Here is a 23715-nt window from a genome sequence, read left to right on the forward strand (position 1 = left end):
CGGGCGCATCTCGTTCGCGCGAGGCAATAACGAGTTCGATGCATCGCGTTTAATACAATCACGTGCGGAAACCGTGCCGGGATGACGCGCCCCAGGGGCCGATCCACCAGATATGGGGGCGATCCCCAGGGGGCATGCGTTGCCTAGATATGGCCATTCTTGCTAAGGAACGGGATTAATTGACGCGATCGTCAGGCAGCTGCACCGGTCGCTCCCGCACTCCTGCACCGCGTGACCTTGCCATGAACGCCAACCTGTTTTCTCGCCTGTTCGACAAACTCGACGATGCCTCGCGTCTCGCCATCGAGACGCCCGAGGGCAAGCACATCAGCTATGGCGACCTGATCGCGCTGGCGGGCCAGATGGCCAACGTGCTGGTGGCTCGCGGCGTCAAGCCGGGTGACCGTGTCGCGGCGCAGACCGAGAAGTCGGTGCCCGGTCTGGTGCTGTATCTGGCGACGGTGCGGGCCGGCGCGGTCTATCTGCCGCTCAACACCGCCTATACGCTGAACGAGCTCGATTACTTCATTACCGACGCCGAACCGTCGCTGGTGGTGTGCGATCCCTCCAAGGCGGAAGGCTTCGCCGCCATTGCGGCCAAGGTCGGTGCAAAGGTCGAGACGCTGGGCGCCGACGGCAAGGGTTCGCTGACCGATGCGGCAGCGAAAGAGAAGCCGGACTTCAGCACGGTCGAGCGCAAGAACGAGGATCTCGCCGCGATCCTCTATACCTCCGGCACCACCGGCCGCTCCAAGGGCGCGATGCTGAGCCACGACAATCTGGCGTCGAACTCGCTGAGCCTTGTTGAATACTGGCGTTTCACCAAGGACGATGTGCTGATCCACGCTCTGCCGATCTATCACACGCATGGTCTGTTCGTGGCGAGCAATGTGACGCTGTTTGCGCGCGCGTCGATGATCTTCCTGCCCAAGCTCGATCCGGAACTCATCATCAAGCTGATGGCCCGCGCCACCGTGCTGATGGGCGTGCCGACTTTCTACACGCGTATCCTGCAGTCGCCGAACCTGACGAAAGAGACTTGCAGCCACATGCGGCTGTTCATCTCCGGCTCCGCACCGCTGCTGGCCGATACGCATCGCGAATGGTTTGCGCGCACCGGCCACGCCGTGCTCGAGCGTTACGGTATGACCGAAACCAACATGAACACGTCGAACCCCTATGACGGCGAGCGCGTGCCTGGCGCTGTCGGCTTCCCGCTGCCCGGCGTGTCCGTACGCGTCACCGATCCGGAGACGGCCAAAGAACTCGCGCGCGACACCATCGGCATGATCGAGGTGAAAGGGCCGAATGTGTTCCAGGGCTATTGGCGGATGCCGGAGAAGACCAAGGCGGAGTTCCGCGACGACGGGTTCTTCATCACCGGCGACCTCGGCAAGATCGACGCCAAGGGCTATGTCCACATTCTCGGCCGCGGCAAGGATCTGGTGATCTCGGGCGGCTTCAATGTCTATCCGAAGGAAATCGAAAGCGAGATCGACGCCATGCCCGGCGTGATAGAAAGCGCCGTGATCGGCGTGCCGCATGCAGATTTCGGTGAGGGCGTCACCGCCGTGGTCGTGAGCGACAAGAAGACCGCGATCGACGAGGCCTCCGTGCTCAAGGCGCTGGATGGCCAGATCGCCAAGTTCAAGATGCCGAAGCGCGTGATCTTCGTCGACGATCTGCCGCGCAACACCATGGGCAAGGTGCAGAAGAACGTACTGCGCGATAGCTACAAGGATATCTACGCGAAGTAAGCCCCCGCACGGTCCCTCATGGTGAGGAGGCGCGCAGCGCCGTCTCGAACCATGAGATGCTGTGTGGCCATACCCTAGATCACATGCTCCGGCGCGAGTGCGCAGGCCGAATTCGGATCCATCTCGATCTGGATCGTCGCGTGCTCAATGCCGAAGTCACGCTTCAGGCGCGCGGCGACTTCCATCAGATAGGCATCACCAGGCGCGCCTGACGGGATCACCATGTGACAGGTCAGCGCCACTTCGGTGGTGCTCATGGGCCAGATATGCAGGTCGTGCACTTGCGCGACGCCGGGGCATTTCTCCAGATAGGTACGCACTGCAGCAGGATCGATGCCGCGCGGAACGGCGGCGAGCGACATCGCAGTGGAGTCGCGCAAGAGGCTCCAGGTGCCCCAGACGATCAGCACACAGATGACGAGGCTGGTCAGGGCGTCGATCCACAGCCAGCCGGTGAACATGATGACGATCGCGGCAATGACCACGCCAACCGAGACCGCAGCGTCGGCGACCATATGCAGATAGGCGCCGCGGATGTTGAGGTCGCTGTTGCGGCCCGAGGCAAACAGCCAGGCGGTCACGCCGTTGATGACGATGCCGATGGTCGCGACGATCATCACGGTGATCTCGGCTACCGGTTCGGGATTGAACAGTCTTAGCACGGCCTCCCAGGCGATGGCACCGACAGCAACCAGCAGGAACACGGCGTTGAAGAGCGCTGCGAGAATTGAGGACCCGCGCAAACCATAGGTGAAGCGCGGCGTCGGCGCGCGCTTCGACAGCACAGCTGCGGTCCATGCCGCGATCAGCCCGAGCACATCCGAGAGATTGTGCCCGGCATCGGCCACCAGCGCCATCGAGCCGCTGGCATAGCCATAGATCGCCTCGATGACGACGAAGACGGTATTGAGGCTGATGCCGACGGCAAAAGCCATGCCGAAATTAGCGGGCGCATGCACATGTCCGCCGGGACCGTGGGAATGACCGGCGTGATCGCCTTGCGCGTGGTCGTGGCCGGCATGGTCGTGTGTGTGACCGTGGTCGTCATGATCGTGATGTGAGTGCGCCATCGGTGTTCCGTCGTGTGGTCTGACGGCATCCATAGCAAGTTGTGATCCGGATACTATTACGGTTGTTGCTGCGCGTCGGCCGCCCCGATTTACGGGGTCATATTAGAGCGATGACAAACCGGCTACCGACGATGAATAGATAAATTCCAAACGCCATTTCCAGCGCGCGCTTCGACATCGCATGCGCCGCCTTCACGCCGAGCGGCGCCACCAGCAGGCTGGTCGGCATCACCAGCAGCGCGCCGATCAGCGAGACATAACCGATGGCGAACGGCAGCTGCAGCGCTGCGACATCGGGAAAGCGCGCAGCGGCCGGCCAGCCGGCATAGATGTAGCCGATGGCGCCGGGGATCGAGATCAGCACGGCGAGTGCTGAGGATGTCGCCACCGCCTGATGGATAGGCCGGCCATAAAAGGTCATCAGCAGGTTCGAGAACAATCCGCCGCCAATGCCCATCAGCGTGGAGAGAAGACCGACGAAGAAGCCGTAAATCTTCATCAGTGGGCCGTCGGGCAAGTCGTCGCCGAGCTTCCAGCCGTCGCGCGCGAGCAGCAGCCGTGCCGCCGCGGACCAGGCAACGGCAACAAAAACGATCTTGAACAGCCGCTCCGGCGCATAGCGGGCGGTGACACTGCCGATGATGACGCCGATCAGGATCGGCCACCACCACTTCCGCAGGATCTCCATATCTACGGCGCCGCGGGCCATATGGGCACGGAAGGACCGGATCGAGGTCGGGATGATAATCGCCAGCGAGGTGCCGATACAGAGCGGCATCCGTACTTCCAGAGGCACTCCGGCGATGCGGAAACACTCGTAAAATACGGGGACCAGGATGGCGCCTCCGCCTATCCCGAAGACACCTGCCAGGAAACCGGCCAGTGCGCCGACGGCAATAAGAAGCGCCGCCAGTTCGACAATCTCGGTTACATTGAGCCCAGCCATTCCCGCCCCGATTGCCATTTGCTATCGCATCATGAAGTTCTCATGAATCGCGCTTCACCAAGGCTGTCAGCAACAAGCCCGGCAACTGTCAATACCCGCAAATGCAAGGCTCATTTGAAGCTCTGAACGATTGTTCGGAGTATGTCATTTCGCGATTGCACTGGTTGTTTTGAGTTCGTAAATAGAATTGCTCTACGCGATCCCCAATCGGGCACCGTCTGCCCATTAACCTGTCAAAGTTGCTAAATGACCGCTCGGATCGAACGACCCCTTTCGCCGCATCTCCAAGTGTACCGCTGGACCCTGACGATGGCGCTGTCCATCGTGCATCGCGCTACCGGCGTCGCCCTGTATTTCGGCACCTTGCTTCTTGTCTGGTGGCTGATCGCCGCTGCGTCCGGCCCCGCGGCCTATGCACACGTGCAGGCCTTCACCGGCAGCATCATCGGTCGCCTGATCGCATTCGGCTACACGTGGGCGCTGATCCATCACGCCATGAGCGGCATCCGCCATCTGGTCTGGGATCTCGGTTACGGTTTCAAGCCATCCGAGCGTGAATGGCTCACCTGGGCCGCATTGATCGGCGGCATCGGCATCACCATCCTGCTCTGGATCATTGCCTACGCGATCGGAGGCGGACGATGAGCGGTTCCAACTCTCCGAAGTCGGTGCGCACGCCGCTCGGCCGCGTCCGTGGTCTCGGCTCCTCGCATTCGGGCACATCAGACTTCTGGCGTCAGCGCCTGACTGCAGTGGCCATGCTGCTTCTGCTGATCCCTGTGATCTTCATCGTGATGTCGGTTTTCAGAAGCAACCAGGCCGGCGTCGCGCAGGTCCTTGGTTCGCCGATCGTGGCTATCGTCATGCTGCTCTTCATCGTTGCCAGCATCTGGCACATGAAGATCGGCATGCAGGTCGTGATCGAAGACTATGTCCATGACGAGAAGATCAAGCTGATCTCGATCATTGGCAACAATTTCTTCTCTGCCGCTGTGGCGCTGGCATCGATCTACGCCATCCTTAAACTTTCATCCGGAGTGTAGCGCATGGCCGTCAACGGCACTGGCGCGAACGGCGTTGGCGGCCCCGCCACCAACGGCCACGCCTATCCCATCGAAGATCACACCTATGACGTCGTTGTCGTTGGCGCCGGCGGCGCCGGCCTGCGCGCGACCGTCGGCTGCGGCGAAGCTGGCCTGCGCACCGCCTGCATCACCAAGGTGTTTCCGACCCGCTCGCACACGGTTGCGGCGCAGGGCGGCATCTCCGCCTCGCTCGGCAACATGCACGAGGATAACTGGCGCTGGCACATGTACGACACCGTGAAGGGGTCGGACTGGCTCGGCGATCAGGACTCCATCGAATATATGGTGCGCAACGCGCCCGATGCCGTTTACGAGCTCGAACATTGGGGCGTGCCGTTCTCGCGCACCGAAGACGGCAAGATCTATCAGCGCCCATTCGGCGGCATGACCATGGATTACGGCAAGGGCCAGGCCCAGCGCACCTGCGCGGCCGCCGACCGTACCGGTCACGCCATGCTGCACACGATGTACGGCCAGGCCCTGCGTCACTCGGCCGAGTTCTTCATCGAATACTTCGCCATCGATCTGATCATGGACGATCAGAATGTCTGCCGCGGCGTCATTGCGCTCAAGCTCGACGACGGCACGCTGCATCGCTTCAAGGCGCAGACCGTCATTCTCGCCACCGGCGGCTACGGCCGCGCTTACGCCTCCTGCACTTCGGCGCATACCTGCACCGGTGACGGCGGCGGTATGGCGCTGCGGGCTGGTTTGCCGCTGCAGGACATGGAATTCGTTCAGTTCCATCCGACCGGCATTTACGGTTCGGGCTGTCTCGTTACCGAAGGCGCGCGCGGCGAAGGCGGTTATCTCGTCAATGCCGAAGGCGAGCGCTTCATGGAGCGTTACGCACCGTCGGCCAAGGATCTCGCTTCGCGCGACGTCGTTTCGCGCGCCATGACCATCGAAATCCGCGAAGGCCGCGGCGTCGGCAAGAAGAAGGATCACATCTTCCTTCATCTCGACCATCTCGATCCGAAGGTGCTGGCCGAACGTCTGCCGGGCATCTCCGACTCGGCGCGCATTTTCGCCGGTGTCGATGTCACCAAGGAGCCGATTCCGATCGTTCCGACGGTGCACTACAACATGGGCGGCATCCCGACCAACTATCACGGCGAAGTCGTCACCAAGAAGGACGGCGACGACAATGCGGTGGTGCAGGGTTTGATGGCTGTGGGCGAAGCCGCCTGCGTGTCGGTGCACGGCGCCAACCGTCTCGGCTCCAACTCGCTGATCGATCTCGTGGTGTTCGGCCGTGCGGCCGCGCTGCGCTGCGCTGAGAAGCTGACGCCGAATGCCAAGCAGCCCGACCTGCCGAAGGACTCGGCCGACCGCGCGCTTGGTCGTCTCGATCACTACCGCTATGCGAAGGGTGGCACTTCGACCGCGAAGATCCGCGAGAACATGCAGCATGTGATGCAGACCAACTGCGCCGTGTTCCGCACCGGCGAAGTGCTGAACGAAGGCAAGGAGTTGATCCACAAGGTGTATGGCGGTATCGGCGATATCGCCGTGTCTGACCGGTCGCTGGTGTGGAATTCGGATCTCATCGAGACCCTCGAATTCGACAACCTGATCACTCAGGCCATCGTCACCATGGACTCGGCTGCGAACCGCACCGAGAGCCGCGGCGCGCATGCGCGCGAGGACTTCTCGGATCGCGACGACAAGAACTGGATGAAGCACACGCTGGCGTGGATCGATGGGGGCGGCAAGACCACCATCGATTATCGCCCGGTGCACGACTACACGATGACCAACGACGTTCAGTACATCGTGCCCAAAGCGCGCGTGTACTAATGATGACAGCGAAGGCTTGAGAGAATGGCTGAGTTCGCACTTCCGAAGAATTCCAAGATCACCGGCGGCAAGGAATGGCCGAAGCCGGCCGGCGCCACGCAGACGCGCGAATTCCGCGTCTACCGCTGGAATCCGGATGACGGCAAGAACCCGTCGGTCGACACCTATCATATCGACACCAACGACTGCGGTCCGATGGTTCTCGATGGTCTGATCTGGATCAAGAACAACATCGATCCGACGCTGACCTTCCGGCGCTCTTGCCGCGAAGGCGTCTGCGGCTCCTGCGCCATGAACATCGATGGCCAGAACACGCTGGCCTGCACCCGCGCGATGGACGAAGTCGACGATGGCGCCATCAAGGTCAATCCGCTGCCGCATCAGCCCGTCGTGAAGGATCTGGTGCCGGATCTCACCAACTTCTACGCCCAGTATGCGTCGATCGAGCCGTGGCTGAAGACCACCACGCCGACCCCGCAGAAGGAATGGAAGCAGAGCCATTCGGACCGCGAGAAGCTCGACGGCCTCTACGAATGCATCCTGTGCGCCTGCTGCTCAACCTCGTGCCCGAGCTATTGGTGGAACAGCGACCGCTTCCTCGGTCCGGCTGCCCTCCTTCAGGCTACCCGCTGGGTCAAGGATTCGCGCGACGAAGCCACCGGCGAACGTCTCGACAATCTCGAGGATCCGTTCCGGCTCTATCGCTGCCACACCATCATGAACTGCGCCAAGGCGTGCCCGAAGGGCCTCAACCCCTCTGAAGCTATCGCCGAGCTGAAGATGAAGATGGTCGAGCGTCAGGTCTGACGTTTTAAGGATCCGGGTTTGCCGATTGTCTTTGGACAATAAAGTTCTTACTAAACAATAGAGTCCTTACGGCGCCATGACGAAAGTCGCGGCGCCGTAGCTCGTTCAGGGATAGAGCCAATTGTCGGCGCACAAATAGTCGTTTCTGCTCTTCGTCAGCCGCCCATCAAGGGCCGGTATTACGAACCGTAAGGGCCGCCTGCGGGTCGGGTAGCTTTTCCGAAACCGTATAAAATTGTTTGACCTTCTCATGATCCGTCAGGTTTGACGGCCGGTACCCGGCTCGTTGGCACGCACTGCGGCGGCTTGGACCGCTAAGGCGTGTTCGAATGCGTCGGTGTTACCCGGCGCGATGGTGAGTTCGACCCTGATCCCAATCATCGTATCGCCTCGCATCTACGGCCGACGGAAACCCGGCCCTATAACCGGGCCGGGTCCAGCGGCGGATTATGCCTTAGCCACGAACTCCTGCGTGGTGACGGCGTTGGCGTAAAATGGGGCGATCTCGGCGACGAAGTCGTCCTGCTGTTTGCGAGTATAGCCGGCTGACGCGTCGTAGATGACGTTGGTGTGGTAGCCGAGGTCGTGCGCGTTGCGCATCGAAGACTCGACGCACTGTCGCAGCGAGAAGCCGGCGAGGTAGATGTCGAAGATGCGGTTGTTGCGCAGGTAGCCGTCGAGCGTGGTTCCAACAAAAACGCTGCTGCCGCCGGCGCGCTCGCGAACGACATGCTCGCCCGCCGCCGGCTCGAAGCCGGGGAAGAAATCGGCCTGCTCGCCCAGGAACGCGCCATGGTCGCGCGTGATCTTGCGCAGGCCGTACTTGGCCTCGCCCAGCACCTTGAAGGTCGGCTCGAACTTCAGCGCTGCGTGGATCACGTGCAGGCCGCGACGGCGGGCCTCTTCGAGGATGATCTTCGAATTGGCGATAGCGGTGTCGACCTGCTCCCGGTCCTGAAACACCGGATAAATGCCGCCGGTCGGGGAGAGCCAGTCGTTGACATATTCGACCAGGATCAGCGCGCTCTTGGATGGGTCGGTCATGATATCACTCCTTGGAATTCTGGTTGTTAAGCCGCGATCATCGCGCCCTGCTGGCGCAGGTGATCGCGAAACAGGTCGGGATAGGTGTCGATCACGGCGTTCTGGACGCTGGATCGCTCGGCAAGTGCCGCGCGCCACGCCGTCACACGTGGCAGGCCAGCAAAGATCAGGTCCGCTACTTCCGGATCGGTGATCCCGAAATAGCGAAACAGCGGTGCGTAGACCGCATCGACCAGACCAAAGTCCGCCCCGGCGAAATAGGGGCCGTCGCCCAGTTCCGCCTCGATCTTGCTCAGCCGATCACGGAAGGCGGCCCGCTTCGCGTCGGCGGTCGCAATGTCCTTGGCGTGGAGGAACTGCCAGCCCTCCGTAAAGGTCTGGGTGGCGAATTCGATCCAGGCGCGATGCCGCGCACGCAGCAATGCATCGTCGGGGTACATCGCCGCGCCACCCTGCGTCTCGTTCAGATATTCGCAGATAACCACGCTTTCGAAGAGGATCGCATCCTCACCGTTCGGCTGGTGCACCTTCAGCACCGGCACCTTGCCGGTCGGCGACAGGGCCAGGAACCAGTCGGGCTTGGCTGATAGATCGACGTTGACCCGGTCGAACGCCACCCCCTTTTCGAGCAGGACGATCGCGGCACGCTGGACGAACGGGCACAGTGGGTGGCTGATGAGAGTAAGATCGGTGTCGGTCATGATGGTTTCTCCGATGGAGCCGGATGCAGCATCAGAGCGACTGACCACCCGAGACATCGAAGGTAGTGCCGTTGGCCCAGCCCATGTCATCGGACAGGATCGCTGCGACTGCGCCACCGATATCATCGGGTTGACCGGCGCGGCCGAGCGCGATCTTGCTCGCGACGAAGGCATTGGCCTGTTCGTCGTCGCGGACCCGGCCACCGCCGAAATCGGTGGCGATGGCGCCGGGCGCGATGGCGTTGACGCGGATCTGCCGCGCGCCGAGCTCGAGCGCCATGAACCGGGTCAGCGTCTGGAGCCCAGCTTTGGCCGCCGCATAAAGGCCGAAGCTGGCCATCGACGTGCGCGTGAAGCCCGTCGAGACGTTGAGGATGCGTCCGCCATCGGCGATGATCGGTAGCAATGCCTGCGTCAGGAACACCGGTCCGCGCAGGTGCATGTCGATCATCATATCGAACTGTTCCTCGCTTGCGTCAGCGACCTGCACGTGGACGACCGCACCGGCGTTGTTGACCAGATAGTCGAACCGGTCGCTGCCGAAGCGGCTCCGGAGCGTCTCGGCGAAGGATGCGGCGAAGGCCGGGAAGCTTGCTACCTTGGTGACGTCGAGCGCGAGCATCGCCGCTGTGCCGCCCAGCGCCTCGATCTCGCTTACCAGCGTCTGGGCTTCCGCGGCGCCCTGGCGATAGGTGCCGACGATGCCGACGCCGCGACGGGCGAGGTGCAGCGCCATGCTGCGACCGAGGCCGCGGCTGGCGCCGGTAATGAGTGCGATCTTCTGAGACATGGCTACATTCCTTGTGATTTGGATTTTCCGGACGGCGCGCCGCTTAGGCGTCACGTTCGCTGCCAGCCAGATAGGCGCTTGCTGTGTCCAAAGCCCCGCCTGATGCTCTCAATTACTTGCCTGATTGTCTCAGGCTCTTTGCGGACGTGAGGATTGATGTCATACTCCTTGGCATGACCGACAGCCTGAAGCCCCTTTGCGATCTCGCGCTCCGCCACGGGCGGACCGGAATGACCCTCACGCCCATCCCGCGCCTGGAAATCGGCGTCGGACAGGCGACCTCGGGCACGTCGCCATGTCTCTACCGTTCGATGATCTGCTTCATCCTGCAGGGATCGAAAGAGGTGGCCATCCACGACGAGTTGCTGCGCTATGACGCGTCTCAATATCTGGTCAGCGCACTCGATCTTCCCTTGAGCGGACAGATCCATGACGCTGACGACGGCAGTCCTTTTGTGGCGGTTTCGCTGGTCCTTGATCCGGCACTTCTCGCCGAGGTCGCATCGACGATGCCGGCGGTGCGCGACGCGGAATCGCCAGGCAGCGGCATCGCGATCAATCCGATGACGCCCCAGCTACGTGATACGCTGCTACGACTGCTGGCGTTGCTCGACACGCCGGCGGACATCCCGGCGCTCGCGCCGATGGCGGAGCGCGAATTGCTCTATCGTCTCCTGCAAGGCCCGCAGGGGCGACTGTTGCGCCACATCGCCCGCCCGGAAGGCGCGATCGGCGGCATCCGCCGCGCGGTTGAATGGATTCGCGACCGCGGCAACACGCGGCTGCGGATCGAGGCGCTATGCGAAGCCGCCGGCATGAGCCGCGCCAGCCTGCATCGCCACTTCGTCGCGCTGACTGGATTGAGCCCGATCCAGTATCAGAAGCAGATACGCCTTCAGGAAGCACGCCAGTTGCTGCTCGCCGGCGACCATAGTGCCTCCGACGTCGCCTATGCGGTCGGCTATGAAAGCGCCTCTCAGTTCAGCCGCGAGTATCTTCGGCAGTTCGGGGCTCCGCCCGTCCGCGACGTGCGCAAGCTCAGGCAGTCAATCGACAATCAAATGATCAATTAGACGGCTGTCAACTTCGATGCTGTTGACGCCAGGCTGTTCAAGGGATCCGGGGGGCATCGCCCAATGCGAGCCGTCGCGCTGGACTTCCCAAGTCACCATCCTCTCCGGAAAGCGTGAGGCGCAACGTCATGCCGATGGCACAGGACCCAATGATCGGGACGGACGAAGACGGCCGCCTACTAGGGCGTGTACTCATAAATCGAGGATCGTGAGCAAGCTCAACACATTTCGCTATCCGGCGGATTGCAGACTCAAACCTGACATCGCCTCAGGTCCCTTTGGTGCCAATAAGAGACATGCTCCCTTGGAGTTTCCGCGCAATTCGGTGTCTACTTGCAGGACATTTGGAGGACTGCATGTCGGCGCAGCAATATTCTCGTCGTAGGGCCGTTTCATCCCTGGTTGCTACACTCGCCTGTGCGATGGGCGGCCCCATCTTCGCAACCGCAGAACCAACATTCCCCGACGCGTCGCAAGACTGCACTGGTCCGATTTTCTCCACAACAGGTCCAAACGCCGAGCTTTACGGCGCAAAAGATGGCTATCCCCTTCCCGACATTGGGGAAGCGCGGAGGCAAGGCGGCCCTTGGGAGCCAAGACACCTTGTCGGTGCATTTACCCACATCGACCGAATCTATCCTACACGGCTCATCAAGCGATCTATGATGCCTTGGAAGTTCAAGTGCTCAAAGGCGGAAGTTTACTACAATTTTCAGGGAAGCAAGTTTTCTCCCCTCGACTACATGTCGCGCAATCCGGTTACTGGGCTGCTGATCGCCAAGGACGATCAGATTATCTTCGAGCGCTATCAGTACGCGCGAACTGATCAAGATCGGTTCGTGTCCCAGTCGATGGTCAAGTCAATAACCGGACTGTTGATCGGCATCGCTATCTCAGAGGGTGCGATTAAGTCGGTCGATGATACCCCTGAAATCTATGTGCCGGGCTTTGTAGGTACCGAGTACGGCAGGACACCAATCCGCGATCTGTTGCACATGTCTTCCGGCGTCGATTTCGGTGAAACGAGAGATGGAGGACGCGACCTTAATCGCCTGTGGAACGGCATGGGGATCGCGTTCCCGGAATGGAAGTTGGGCACTGTTAAGAGCGTCGTGCAATTCAATCATCGTATCGCCCCATCGGGAACGAGATTTTACTACGCCAGCATCGAAGCCGACGTGCTCGGCATGGTGCTTCAAGGTGCTGTCAACAAGTCAGCCTCCGATTATCTGCGCGAGAAAGTGTGGGAGCCTATCGGCGCGGAAGCCGATGCTAATTGGTTGATAGACGCAGAAGGATTTGAACTAGGGCACTTTGGCTTCAATGCCGTTCTGCGCGATTACGCCCGGCTTGGGCGCTTGCTGGCGCATGATGGCGCATGGGATGGCAAGCAAATCGCTCCGGCGCAATGGATGATTGATGCAACAACAGTCCGAGCCTCGGATCGCTATTTGCTGCCGGGCGCGGCGACGAAAGGATTTGGCTACGGTTATCTCTTGTGGCTGTTTCCCGGCGAGAGGCGACAGTTCGCGTTGTTAGGATACAAGGGCCAGTATATTTGCGTTGATCCGCCCTCTAAGATTGTCATGGTGCACACTGCAATTGAGGACCCGGTACATCGAGCCGAGCCATGGGCCCTATGGTCGGCACTGGTCGATCAGCTAGGCTGACAATAGCTCGCGGCAGACCCGGCATCGACCGCTGTTGGTTATTCGCGTCGCTTTTGACATGTCTGCGGAATGTCCGCTATCCGACTCATTTCGGACCTTCAAGTCGGCGTTGCAAATACTAAGATAGGCATGATTCAAGCTCCCGAACCGGGGCCTCGAATCATGAGATATGAACTCACGGACTTTGAGTGGGCTGTCCTCAGACACCGATCAGGACACCGGTCTGCGCAAGCAGGCCGGTGTTCTTTTTTGCTCACGATTTAAGCATATTGCCTCCTCGAACCCGATCCCTCGGAGCCGCGGCGCTATTTCTCGTTGAAAAGGGGACTCGCCAAGGTTGGCACGGGCTGTGCTAGCCTGTGCCTGATAATTGATCAGGGGGAGTTTTTCATGTTTCGTCAGCTGGGTTTGAGCGTCATGGCGGGTGCAGCGCTGCTGGCGTCTGCGCTATCTGCGAGCGCCGACACCGATGTCAAATTCGCGCTCGACTGGAAATTCGAAGGTCCGTCCGCGCCGTATTTCGTTGCGCTCGACAAGGGCTACTACAAGGCCGAAGGCCTCAACGTGACCATCGACTCCGGTCCAGGCTCGGTCGCCGGCATCGCGCGGGTCGCGGCGGGCACCTATCCGATCGGCTTCTTCGACATCAATTCGCTGGCGCGCTTCCGCGACCAGAATCCGGACAAGGACGTCAAGGGCGTCCTCATGGTTTATGACAAGCCGCCCTTCTCGATTGTCAGCATCGCGAAGTCCGGCATCAATGGGCCGAAGGACCTCGAAGGCAAGATCCTCGGCGCACCGGCGCCGGACGGCGCCTTCGCGCAGTGGAAGGCCTTCGTCAAAGAAAACAAGATCGACGACAGCAAGGTGAAGATCGAGAATGTCGGCTTCCCGGTACGCGAGCCGATGCTCGCCGACGGCAAAGTCGATGCGATCACCGGCTTCTCGTTCTCGTCCTACTTCAACCTGATGTCCAAGGGCATCGCCGAGAAGGACATCAAGGTGATGCTGATGTCGGACTACGGCATCGTGCTTTATGGCAACGCCATCATGGTGAACCCCGAATTCGCAAAGGCCAATCCGAAACTCGTCGCTGGCTTCGTGCGCGCAACTGTCAAAGGCATCATCGACACCATCAAGGACCCCGACACGGCCATCAAGTCGGTGATGAAGCGTAACGAGACCGCCGACGAGAAGATCGAGCTCGCTCGCCTCAAGATGTCGTTGAAGGATAACTTCGTGACACCGTGGGTGAAGGCCAATGGCGTCGGCGGCATCGACGAGAAGCGCATGACGGACGCTATCGATCAGATCGCCGTGACCTACGAGTTCAAGAATCCGAAGCCGAAGGCGGGGGATCTGTTCACGTCGGAATATCTGCCCCCGGCCGACGCACGCAAGTTCTAAGCGTCACGACAGAAGGCCAGGTCGTCGCGCATGGAAGCGTTCGTAGATATCGACGGCGTCACGCTGAAATACCGTGGCGCCTCGGGTGACATTGTCGCGCTTCAGGATGCGACGCTCAAAGTCCAGCGCGGCGAATTCGCCGCGGTGGTCGGCCCCTCCGGCTGCGGCAAGTCCACCTTGATGCGGCTCGTCACGGGCCTGCACAAGCCAACGGCCGGCACTATCGCCGTCGACGGCAAACAGGTGACGGGACCGGTCAAGATGGCCGGCATGGCGTTTCAAAACGCCAATATGCTGCCGTGGCGCAAGGTGATCGACAATGTCCTGCTGCCGCTCGAAATCGTTGAGCCGCATCGCTCGCAGTTTCGTTCCAAGAAAGTGGAGTTCCGCGCCAAGGCCGAGCAGCTTCTGGCTACCGTCGGTCTCGCCGGCTTCGGCGACCGCTATCCCTGGGAATTGTCCGGCGGCATGCAGCAGCGCGTGTCGCTGTGCCGCTCGCTGATCCACGAGCCGGCGCTGCTGATGCTCGACGAGCCCTTCGCCGCCCTCGATGCGTTCACGCGTGAGGAACTGTGGTGCGTGCTGCGCGATCTCTGGCAACGGCTGGGCTTCACGGTGATTCTGGTGACGCACGACCTGCGCGAAGCGGCGTTCCTCGCCGATAATATCTACGTCATGAGTGCGCGCCCCGGTCACATCGTCCAGATCAAGCCGGTCCCGTTCGCCCGTCCGCGCGATCTGCAGGTCACGTATGAGAAGGAGTTCGGCGATATTGTGATGGAGCTGCGCATGAAGATCGCACAGGTGCGCCAGTCATGAACCCGCGGACTCTCGAAAAGCTTTCGCCCTGGCTCTTCACCATTGCCATCTTCCTGGTCTGGGAGCTGGCCTGCATCGTCTTCAAGGTCAACACGTCGGTGCTGCAGCCGCCATCGGCCGCCTTTGCGGCGATGTTCAAACTTTGGCGTGTGTTTCTCTATCATTCCTGGGTCACGCTCTGGGTGACCATGGTCGGATTTGCTCTGGCCGTCGGCTTCGGCATCATTCTCGGGCTCGTTGTCGGCTGGTCGCGGGCGATCTATCGCGGGCTCTATCCGGTGATGATCGGCTTCAATACGATCCCGAAGGTCGCCATCGTCCCGCTGTTGATCCTGTGGTTCGGCATCGGCGAAGTGCCGGCAATCGTCACCGCCTTCCTGATCTCGTTCTTCCCTATCGTGGTCAATATCGCCACGGGTCTGGCGACAACCGAGCCGGAACTCGAGGACGTGTTGCGGGCCCTCGGCGCTGGCAAGCTCGACATTATGCTCAAGGTCGGCATTCCGCGTGCGCTGCCATATTTCTTTGGCTCGCTGAAGATTGCTATCACCCTGGCATTCGTCGGCACTGTTGTGTCGGAGACGCTCGGCGCCAATGCCGGGCTCGGCTACCTGATCGCGCTGGAGGGCGCCAGCTTCCGTATGGCGAATGTCTACGCCGCCTTGCTGCTGCTCGCTTTTGAAGGCGTGCTCATGTACGCGGTCTTCGCGGGGATCGAGCAACATTTCACCAAATGGGCCTTCCGGTCGCAAATGAGCGCGGCCGGCTAACGCCACAGGACCTCCTCCGCCCACGGCGGGTTCCCGCCCGCGGAGCGGTTGGTGAGACACCGCCCTTGCGCTAGACTGCAGGGAGTCGGGCAGGTGCTGTGAAGACCGAACACCAAAATTCGTTGAGAACGCTGCAATGGATGATGGCTGCATCGCTGGCCCTTCCGCTTGCACTGTTTCTGTTCGCGGCGGCGACGTCGTGGGTGTCGACCCGCGAGATCGCCGACCGCGAGATCGAGCGCGCGCTCGATGTGGCGCACGAACACGCTTTAAAGGTGTTTGAGACGATCGACCGCAGCCTGTCCGAAATGAACGAGATCGTACGCGGTAAATCCGACGACGAGCTGCGTGCGCAATCGGACCGGATGGCGGGCCGGCTAAAGCAACTCACCGATGCGCTGCCGCAGTTGAAGTCGGTCTGGGTGTTCGACAATAAAGGCCGCGCGCTGGTCAACAGTCTGGATCTGACGCTGCCGGATCTCGATTTCTCTGATCGCGATTATTACAGGGTCCATATCGCAGGTGATGCCGGCACGTTCATCGGTCAATCATTGTTGCCGCGGCCGCCCTATCAGGGGGCGCCGTTCTTTGGTGTGAGCCGCAGGCGGGTCTCGGCCGATGGCAGCTTCACCGGCGTGGTGCAGGCCTCTGTCTTTCCGGAATATTTCGATCGTTTCTATGCGCGCATCGGCCACGATGCCGGGAGCTTCTTTGCGCTTGGTCTCACCGATGGTTCGATACTGGCACGTTATCCGCAGCTCGATCGTGAGGTGCGTCTCGATCCCAAGGGGCCCGTGGGCCGCACCCTGTCGGCCCATCCTGCTGGAGGACTGGTCACGCTTGTCTCGCCCGGCGACAATGTCGAGCGCCGTATCGGCTATCAGCAGCTCGCCGGCTATCCGGTCTATGTCGCGGCAGGTCTTGAGACGTCAGCGATCCGTGCGCGCTGGCTGCGCACCATCAGCTATCATCTGATCTTCGGCGTTCCTGCGACGGCATTGCTGTTCCTGTTGCTGGCATTCGCGATCCGTCGCACCCGCCGGCTCAATTTCGAAGCGATGAAACGGCGTGAGGCCGAAGAAGCGCTGAAACATGGCCAGCGACTCGAAGCACTCGGCCAGTTGACTGGCGGCGTCGCCCATGACTTCAACAATTTGCTGACCGTGATCCGCTCGTCAGTCGACTTGCTGCAACGGCCCGATCTCTCGCCGGATCGTCGTGCCCGCTACATTGCAGCGATCTCCGAAACAGTGAATCGCGCCGCCAAGCTGACAGCGCAATTGCTGGCCTTTGCGCGGCGCCAGACGCTGAAGCCTGAAGTATTCGACGTCGGCCAATGCGTGCGTTCGGTGAGCGAGATTATCGGCACGCTGACGGGGGCGCCCATCGAAATTATGACCCATGTGCCCGATGAGGCGTTGTTTGTGGATGCCGATATCGGCCAGTTCGAAACCGCGTTGATCAACATTGCGGTTAACGCGCGCGATGCCATGGCGGGCGAGGGGCGGCTGACGATCGCCGTCAGCGCGGCAGAGCAAGTCCCCGTTGCGCTTGCCCTGAGGTCTGACGGCTATGTGGCGATCTCAGTATCCGACACCGGCAGCGGTATTCCTGCCGATCAGTTCGAGCACATCTTCGAGCCATTCTATACGACCAAGGAAGTCGGGCAGGGCACAGGCCTCGGACTTTCGCAGGTGTTCGGCTTTGCCAAACAATCCGGCGGTGAGGTCGTGGTCGCCAGCGAAGTCGGCAAGGGCAGCACTTTCACGCTTTATCTGCCGCGCGTCTCCGGCGACAGCATCGCGCCGGCGCTGTCGGCGAGCGAAGCGCCCGTCGTCGATGGCCATGGCATGTCGGTGCTGGTGGTGGAAGACAATCGCGACGTCGGGACTTTTGCGACCGATGCGCTGAGCGAGCTTGGCTACACCACGGTGTTGCGGCCGAACGCTCAGGAAGCGCTCGTCGAACTCGCCCGTCATGCCACGCACTATGACGTCGTGTTCTCCGATGTCGTGATGCCTGGAATGACCGGCATCGAACTGGCGCAGGAGATTCGAAAACTCTATCCGGATCTGCCGGTGGTGCTGACCTCCGGCTACAGTCATGTGCTGGCGCAGAACGGTACCTTCGGGTTCGAGCTGCTGCATAAGCCCTATTCGATCGAGCAATTGTCGCGGGTGCTCACCAAGGCCGGCACTTGGCGCAAGGCTCAGCGCGAGACTGTCTGAGCCGCTGGGAACTCCAAGGAACCTTTTGATTTCCTTGGCGTTATCGCGCCATGAGCAAACATTCAGTTAACGAAGCCAAGCCTGCATCCGACGCGTCCGATCTGAAGGGGCCGATTGTCGGGGTCGTTGGCGAGGACGGCAAGCATATCGAGCCGCCGCCGCCTGAAGTCGTGGAGCCCGATCCGGACCTGACGCCGGAAGAGGCCGAGCAGGCACGCAAGGACTATCTGCTGACGCGATTCTGGATCAGCGCGCGTGGCTTCTGGGGCAAGTCGGGCGACAGACTAGCCTGGGTGTTCTCGGTCGGGCTGCTGCTGCTCATCGTCGCCAATGTGGCGTTTCAATACGGCATCAATGTCTGGAACCGCGCGATCTTCGACGCCATCGAGAAACGCGATGCGGCCAGCGTGTTTCATCTCACCGGCGTGTTCTTTCCGCTCGCCATCGGCAGCGTGCTCCTTGGCGTCGCGCAGGTCTATGGCCGCATGGGCATCCAGCGTCGCTGGCGCGCATGGCTGACCAATTCTGTGGTGTCGCGCTGGCTCACCAGCGGCCGCTATTATCAGCTCAATCTCGTCGGCGGCGATCACCAGAATCCCGAATATCGGATCGCCGAGGATCTGCGCATCGCGACCGACTCGCCTGTCGACTTCGTCTCCGGCGTCATCGCGGCATTTCTCTCCGCCACCACTTTCATCGTCGTGCTGTGGACGATCGGTGGTGCGCTGACGCTGACTGTAGGCGGCAGTCTCATCACCATTCCCGGCTTCCTCGTCATTGCCGCGATCATCTATGCGGCCATTGCGTCCGGCTCGATCATGGTGATCGGCCGCCGCTTCGTGCAGATTTCCGAGGACAAAAACCAGGCCGAGGCCGAGTATCGTTATGCGCTCACTCGCGTGCGCGAGAACGGCGAGAGCATCGCGCTGCTCGGCGGCGAGGAAGAAGAGCGCGACGGGATCGACAAGACCTTCGGCAACGTCCTCAGGCAATGGGCGCGTCTCGCCGGACAGCATATGCGTACCACGTTGGTGTCGCAGGGCTCGAGCCTGATCGCGCCCGTCGTACCGCTGTTGCTGTGCGCGCCGAAGTTTCTCGACGGCAGCATGTCGCTCGGTCAGGTGATGCAGGCGGCGTCGGCCTTCACCATCGTGCAAAGCGCATTCGGCTGGCTGGTCGACAACTATCCGCGCCTTGCTGACTGGAACGCCTGCGCGCGCCGCATCGCCTCGCTGATGATGTCGCTGGACGGCCTCGAACGCGCCGAGCTCGGTGACGGTATCGGCCGTATCAAGCGTGGCGAAACGACGGATGAGACGATGCTGAGCCTGCATGATCTCTCCGTGACGCTCGACGACGGCACTGCCGTCGTCGGCGATGCCGAAGTGAAGATCGAGTCTGGTGAACGTCTGCTTGTCGCGGGCGAGTCCGGCACCGGCAAAAGCACGCTGGTGCGCGCCATTGCGGGCCTGTGGCCATGGGGTGGCGGCAGCGTCAATTTCCATCCGGACCGGCGGCTCTTCATGCTGCCGCAGAAGCCCTATGTGCCGTCAGGCACCTTGCGCCGCGCAGCCGCCTATCCCGCGGCGTCGGAGGACTGGACCGTCGAGCAGATCGGCGACGCTCTCGACAAGGTCGGGCTCGGTCATCTCAAGGAGAAGATCGAGGAGGATGCGCCGTGGGACCAGACGCTGTCCGGCGGCGAGAAGCAGCGTCTCGCTTTCGCACGGCTGTTTTTGCACCGCCCTGATATCATTGTGCTGGACGAAGCGACCTCGGCGCTGGACGCGAAGAGCCAGGACAAGATGATGGAGCTGCTCACCAAGGAGCTGCCCAACGCCACGGTGGTATCTGTCGCGCATCGCGTCGAGCTTGAAGCCTTCCACAGCCGCAAGATCGTACTGGAGCGCCGCAAGGGCGGCGCCAAGCTGGTCAGCGACATCGATCTCATCCCGCGCAAGGGTAAGCGCCGTCTGCTCGGCCGCTTCCTGCGCCAGCGCAAGCCGGCCAGGAGCGCGGCGTGACACCAGGCGCTATGAGGCGCTTGCTGCGTGTTTCAACTTAGAAGAAGTTGATCTTCAGCGCCGGCGACAGGAAGATCGCGATATTGGCGAAGAGGCCGCCGGCATAGGCGGCTGAGCGCAGCGACGATTTATCCGCGATGTACAGCAGCGCGTGCGCAATCCGAAACGCAAGATAGAGAGCGGCCAGCACGCTTACGGTCGTCGCCGATGCGCCAAAATTCAACGCTGCAACGACCGAGACTGCGTAGAACGGGAAGCTCTCGAAGGCATTCTGGTGCGCAGCATAGGCGCGGCGTTTGGCACCTGAGAGGTTCTCGGCGCTGTCGCGCGGTGCGCTGTTATCGCGCGATCCCGCTTTGGCATAACCAATAATGATCAGCGGCAGCAGTGCAGCAATCAGAATGCTCCAATAGGCGAACGGCATCGAAATCCCCCAGGTCAAATAGTATGGCCAAACTGCGTCTTGATGGGCGGTTCCTGTTCCGCTGTCAAACCCGCCTTCATCCGGCCCGTTGTCGCGGAACATCGCATCGATCGCGCCGTTGTTAGTTCAGCCCCAAGGGAGACAGATGATGGCCAATGACAATACCCGTGATATCGAACGCGCCTGGGAATTGATGAAGAAGATCGGTTTCGCCATGCTGGTGACGCATGATGGCGACAAGCTGCGAGCGCGCCCGATGGCCGCCTATGTGGATCGCGATGCGGATGCGGTCTACTTCCTCAGCGATGCGCGCAGACACAAGGATGATGAGATCAAGCGCAATCCGAACGTGAATCTCTCTTTCGCGGATGCGGGCGATCAGAAGTATGTCTCGGTGAGCGGTACTGCTGCCGTCTCGAACGATCGCGCCAAGATCAAGGAGCTGTTCACCACCTCCGCAAAGGCGTGGTGGGACAGCGCGGAAGATCCGAATATTCGTGTGCTGAAGTTCACGCCTGACGATGCCGAGTTCTGGGACTCGCCGGGCACTGTGATCAGCTATGTCAAGATGGCCGCTGCGGCTGTGACTGGTACGCGTCCGGACATCGGCACCAACCGTAAGGTCGCAATCTAGATGCCTAAAGACGATTCACCCGGCATCAATCCCGTCGAGGATCCGCCGATCAAGCCCGGTCAACCCTCCGAACCGCCGCAGGAGAGCCCGCCGGGCAATCCGCGGCCCGAGGTACCGCCGCCGGTGCGCGATCCCGGTGAGCCGTCGCGACCCGAAGAGTTACCTGGAGATGTGCCTGATGAGATGCCGGTGCCAAATCCTGATATCAATCCGGGTCAGCAGCCGCCTGCAGTGATGTAGCGAACTACAGATCGATGGCCTGAACGCGCAATGAACAAAGCGCGTTTGGGCCATTGTCGTGTCGAAAATAAAAACGAATTTGCATTTGCCTGTCGCCACATTCCGGCCCAATGCATATCAGTTGATCAATATGCCGATTTGTTCGGCCGACAAAAATCAGTTTGTTGAAGATCCTTATCCGGGGGCCCAAGGTCTATCATGACAAAACTTCGTCTCGTATTACTGGCCACGACGACGCTCGGCGTTGCGCATATCGCAGCGACCGCTGCTTATGCGTCGAGTGTCGATGCGCCGATCGTGCTCGCGCAGGCCGCACCTGCTGCGCCTGAAGGTGAGCCCAAGGCTCCCCCGAAGGCACCACCCAAGGCTCCGCCAGCTGCTGCGCCTCCCGCCGCTGCGCCGCCGGCCGCACGCCCTGCGCCGCCGCCGCCGCCACCGGCTCCCCCTGCTGCGCGTCCCGCGCCTCCGGCACCTCCTGCTGCGCCGCCGCCTGCGGCTGCACCTCCGCGCCCGGTACCGCCGCCACCCCCACCACCTGCGGCCGCTCCGCCGCCGCGCCCAGCTCCGCCGCCGGCTCCCGTCGCGCCTCCGGCCCCGCGCGCCGCACCTCCAGCGCCCACCGCTGCGCCTGTAGCTCCGTCAGCGCCAACGCCGCCCGCTGCGCGTCCCGAACGTCGCGAGCCCGGCGAAGGACGTCCTGAGCGCCGTGAACCCGGTGCAACGCCGCCGGCCGGCGCACGTCCCACGCCTGCAACGCCACCAGCCGCGGCGCCGGCGACACCGCCTGCCGCGCGTCCGGCACCTGCTGCTGCGCCGACACCGGCTCCAACACCGGCGACGCCGCCAGCGGCTGCGACTCCCCCTGCGGCAACGCCTCCTGCAGCAGCACCGGCGCCGTCGGCAGCTCCGGCTGCGCCGGGCACACCGCCTGCTGCGGGTGCGCCTCCGTCTGGTCGCCCCGGTGGCCCTGATGGCCGTGGTCCTGACGGACGAGGTTCGGATGGCCGCCGTGGTCCTCCTGGTGGTCCGGGCGCAGGCGCGCCCGGTGCACCCGGCACGCCGCCCAACGCTGCTGCGCCCGGTGTCGCGCCGAACGCTACGGCACCCGCCGCTGCGCCTCCCACGAGCACTGCTGCACCTCTCGTGGTCGCGCCCGGTGGCGGCAACATCAAGGTCGTGCAGCCGCCCGCCCCGACCGTGACGGCACCGATCCCTCAGGCGCCGCCGCCAGCAGTAGCGCTGACGCCGATCGCACCGGGCGCTGCCCCCCAAGGGCCGCGCAACATGGGCGATTTCCGCGGCCAGCGCAGCGAGCGCCAGGAAGGCGGCCGCACGATCATCACCGAGCCTGGACGCATCATCGTGCAGGATCCGAGCGGTCAATCGTTCATCCGCCACAACGAAGTCGATCGCTTCCGCTACGGCGCGCGTGACATCCGTACGGATCGGGTCGGCGGTGAGGATCGGACCATCGTGATCCGTCCCGACGGCTCGCAGATCATCACGGTGGTCGGCCGCGACGGCCAGCTGCTGCGACGTATCCGCAGGGATCGTGAGGGACGCGAGATCATCATCATCGATAACTCGTTCCGCGGTCCGCGTGGCCCCGGCGGTCCGGGTGGACTCGGCTTCTATGTCGATTTGCCGCCGCCGATGATCCGGATTCCGCAGAACCGTTACATCGTCGACTACGATCAGGCCTCGCCCGATCTGGTCTACGACACGCTGATCGCGCCTCCGGTGGATCGCATCGAGCGCCGCTATACGCTCGATGAAATCCGCTACAGCCCGATGGTGCGCCAGCGCATGCCGTCGATCGATCTGGACTCGATCAACTTTGAGCTAGGCTCGTGGGATATCCCGCCGGATCAGGCCTCGAAGCTGCAGGTGATCGCAGATGGTCTCAACCGGGCGATCTCGCGCAACCCACGAGCGGTGTTCCTCATCGAGGGTCACACCGATGCGGTCGGATCGGACGTCGACAATCTGTCGCTGTCGGATCGCCGTGCGCAGTCCGCGGCAGAATTGCTCACCCAGCAATTCCAGGTGCCGGCAGAAAACCTGACGTCGCAGGGTTATGGCGAGCAGTATCTGAAGATCCAGACCGACGGTCCGGAGCGCCAGAACCGCCGCGTCACGATTCGCAACATCACGCCGCTGTTGAACGGCGGTCAGGCCTCGCTGCCGCCACCGCCTCCAGGCACCGCGCCGCCGCGTCGCTGAGCGGTTTGATATGAAAGAAAATGGCCGGGAGTGATCCCGGCCATTTTTGTTTTGATAGTACGCTGCTGCCAATGGCTTCCATCCCTCAAGCGCAGCGTAGCTGCGCGTAGTTGGGAGGGTCGGCCGATAGGCCGGGGTGGGGTCTCTCCCACGGAAGGACGGAGTGTGTGGCAACACCCCACCCGTCACGATGCTCGCTGAAC

General features: G+C 61.9%; 21 protein-coding genes. 15 read left to right on the forward strand and 6 right to left on the reverse strand.

The features are described 5' to 3' along the window. Window positions 1-242 precede the first annotated feature (242 nt). Window positions 243-1757, forward strand: coding sequence for a malonate--CoA ligase (locus AB7813_RS21030; RefSeq protein ID WP_309941193.1), 1515 nt, complete (start codon window positions 243-245; stop codon window positions 1755-1757). A 74-nt stretch (window positions 1758-1831) separates the two neighbouring features. Here the strand turns inward: AB7813_RS21030 and AB7813_RS21035 are convergent, their stop codons facing one another. Further along, window positions 1832-2692 carry a cation diffusion facilitator family transporter gene (locus AB7813_RS21035; RefSeq protein ID WP_439065510.1) on the reverse strand — a complete coding sequence of 287 codons (861 nt, stop codon included), beginning with the start codon at window positions 2690-2692 and terminating at the stop codon, window positions 1832-1834. Window positions 2693-2924: 232 nt separating this feature from the next. Further along, window positions 2925-3773, reverse strand: coding sequence for a sulfite exporter TauE/SafE family protein (locus tag AB7813_RS21040; RefSeq protein WP_439065511.1), 849 nt, complete (start codon window positions 3771-3773; stop codon window positions 2925-2927). Between the two features lie 246 nt (window positions 3774-4019). On the opposite strand from AB7813_RS21040, the gene sdhC reads away from it, so the two are divergent. Genes sdhC through AB7813_RS21060 form a run of 4 tightly spaced genes read left to right on the forward strand, consistent with a single transcriptional unit; the run spans window position 4020 to window position 7465 of the window. After that, complete coding sequence (gene sdhC, locus AB7813_RS21045) at window positions 4020-4418, forward strand: succinate dehydrogenase, cytochrome b556 subunit (protein ID WP_068737900.1); 399 nt, start codon at window positions 4020-4022, stop codon at window positions 4416-4418. Further along, complete coding sequence (gene sdhD, locus AB7813_RS21050; protein WP_089266497.1) at window positions 4415-4816, forward strand: succinate dehydrogenase, hydrophobic membrane anchor protein; 402 nt, start codon at window positions 4415-4417, stop codon at window positions 4814-4816. The genes sdhC and sdhD overlap by 4 nt, the downstream gene beginning before the upstream one ends. A gap of 3 nt (window positions 4817-4819) precedes the next feature. Continuing rightward, window positions 4820-6658: a succinate dehydrogenase flavoprotein subunit gene (sdhA, locus tag AB7813_RS21055; protein ID WP_089266499.1), complete on the forward strand. Its 1839-nt coding sequence runs from the start codon at window positions 4820-4822 to the stop codon at window positions 6656-6658. Between the two features lie 24 nt (window positions 6659-6682). Continuing rightward, window positions 6683-7465 carry a succinate dehydrogenase iron-sulfur subunit gene (locus AB7813_RS21060; RefSeq protein ID WP_068737894.1) on the forward strand — a complete coding sequence of 261 codons (783 nt, stop codon included), beginning with the start codon at window positions 6683-6685 and terminating at the stop codon, window positions 7463-7465. 447 nt (window positions 7466-7912) lie between these two features. Here the strand turns inward: AB7813_RS21060 and AB7813_RS21065 are convergent, their stop codons facing one another. Genes AB7813_RS21065 through AB7813_RS21075 form a run of 3 tightly spaced genes read right to left on the reverse strand, consistent with a single transcriptional unit; the run spans window position 7913 to window position 10000 of the window. Then, entirely contained in the window at window positions 7913-8509 is a 597-nt protein-coding gene (locus AB7813_RS21065; protein WP_439060335.1) for an isochorismatase family cysteine hydrolase, read from the reverse strand. Window positions 8510-8535: 26 nt separating this feature from the next. Further along, window positions 8536-9210 carry a glutathione S-transferase family protein gene (locus tag AB7813_RS21070; RefSeq protein ID WP_441228332.1) on the reverse strand — a complete coding sequence of 225 codons (675 nt, stop codon included), beginning with the start codon at window positions 9208-9210 and terminating at the stop codon, window positions 8536-8538. A gap of 31 nt (window positions 9211-9241) precedes the next feature. Beyond that, window positions 9242-10000: an SDR family NAD(P)-dependent oxidoreductase gene (locus AB7813_RS21075; RefSeq protein ID WP_439060337.1), complete on the reverse strand. Its 759-nt coding sequence runs from the start codon at window positions 9998-10000 to the stop codon at window positions 9242-9244. 173 nt (window positions 10001-10173) lie between these two features. On the opposite strand from AB7813_RS21075, the gene AB7813_RS21080 reads away from it, so the two are divergent. The 7 genes from AB7813_RS21080 (at window position 10174) to AB7813_RS21110 (ending at window position 19991) form a co-directional block, all read left to right on the forward strand. Beyond that, on the forward strand, window positions 10174-11073 hold the full coding sequence (locus tag AB7813_RS21080; RefSeq protein ID WP_439065513.1) for an AraC family transcriptional regulator N-terminal domain-containing protein: 900 nt from the start codon (window positions 10174-10176) through the stop codon (window positions 11071-11073). Between the two features lie 356 nt (window positions 11074-11429). Continuing rightward, a complete protein-coding gene (locus tag AB7813_RS21085) occupies window positions 11430-12743 on the forward strand; it encodes a serine hydrolase domain-containing protein (RefSeq protein ID WP_441228333.1) in 1314 nt (437 codons plus the stop codon). Window positions 12744-13133: 390 nt separating this feature from the next. Then, window positions 13134-14150, forward strand: a complete 1017-nt coding sequence (locus tag AB7813_RS21090) for an ABC transporter substrate-binding protein (protein ID WP_246297930.1) — start codon at window positions 13134-13136, stop codon at window positions 14148-14150. Between the two features lie 30 nt (window positions 14151-14180). After that, window positions 14181-14969, forward strand: a complete 789-nt coding sequence (locus AB7813_RS21095) for an ABC transporter ATP-binding protein (protein ID WP_439065515.1) — start codon at window positions 14181-14183, stop codon at window positions 14967-14969. After that, window positions 14966-15739 carry an ABC transporter permease gene (locus tag AB7813_RS21100; protein ID WP_093757930.1) on the forward strand — a complete coding sequence of 258 codons (774 nt, stop codon included), beginning with the start codon at window positions 14966-14968 and terminating at the stop codon, window positions 15737-15739. The genes AB7813_RS21095 and AB7813_RS21100 overlap by 4 nt, the downstream gene beginning before the upstream one ends. Before the next feature lie 98 nt (window positions 15740-15837). Continuing rightward, window positions 15838-17967 (forward strand): ATP-binding protein, encoded by a 2130-nt coding sequence (locus tag AB7813_RS21105; protein ID WP_441228334.1) that lies wholly within the window; start codon window positions 15838-15840, stop codon window positions 17965-17967. Window positions 17968-18017: 50 nt separating this feature from the next. Further along, on the forward strand, window positions 18018-19991 hold the full coding sequence (locus tag AB7813_RS21110) for an ABC transporter ATP-binding protein/permease (RefSeq protein ID WP_439065517.1): 1974 nt from the start codon (window positions 18018-18020) through the stop codon (window positions 19989-19991). A gap of 37 nt (window positions 19992-20028) precedes the next feature. On the opposite strand, the gene AB7813_RS21115 is transcribed toward AB7813_RS21110, so the two are convergent. Beyond that, window positions 20029-20415 carry an MAPEG family protein gene (locus AB7813_RS21115; protein ID WP_089266507.1) on the reverse strand — a complete coding sequence of 129 codons (387 nt, stop codon included), beginning with the start codon at window positions 20413-20415 and terminating at the stop codon, window positions 20029-20031. Window positions 20416-20563: 148 nt separating this feature from the next. Between AB7813_RS21115 and AB7813_RS21120 the strand changes: the two genes are divergently transcribed. The 3 genes from AB7813_RS21120 to AB7813_RS21130 all read left to right on the forward strand — a co-directional run bounded on the left by AB7813_RS21120 (window position 20564) and on the right by AB7813_RS21130 (window position 23512). Next, window positions 20564-21049, forward strand: a complete 486-nt coding sequence (locus AB7813_RS21120) for a pyridoxamine 5'-phosphate oxidase family protein (RefSeq protein ID WP_439065518.1) — start codon at window positions 20564-20566, stop codon at window positions 21047-21049. Next, complete coding sequence (locus AB7813_RS21125; protein WP_439065519.1) at window positions 21050-21289, forward strand: hypothetical protein; 240 nt, start codon at window positions 21050-21052, stop codon at window positions 21287-21289. 198 nt (window positions 21290-21487) lie between these two features. Continuing rightward, window positions 21488-23512 (forward strand): OmpA family protein, encoded by a 2025-nt coding sequence (locus AB7813_RS21130; protein WP_441228335.1) that lies wholly within the window; start codon window positions 21488-21490, stop codon window positions 23510-23512. The last annotated feature ends 203 nt before the right edge of the window (window positions 23513-23715 follow it).

It is taken from the genome of Tardiphaga sp. 20_F10_N6_6, assembly GCF_052076045.1.
GTDB classification, from domain to species: Bacteria; Pseudomonadota; Alphaproteobacteria; order Rhizobiales; family Xanthobacteraceae; genus Tardiphaga; species Tardiphaga robiniae.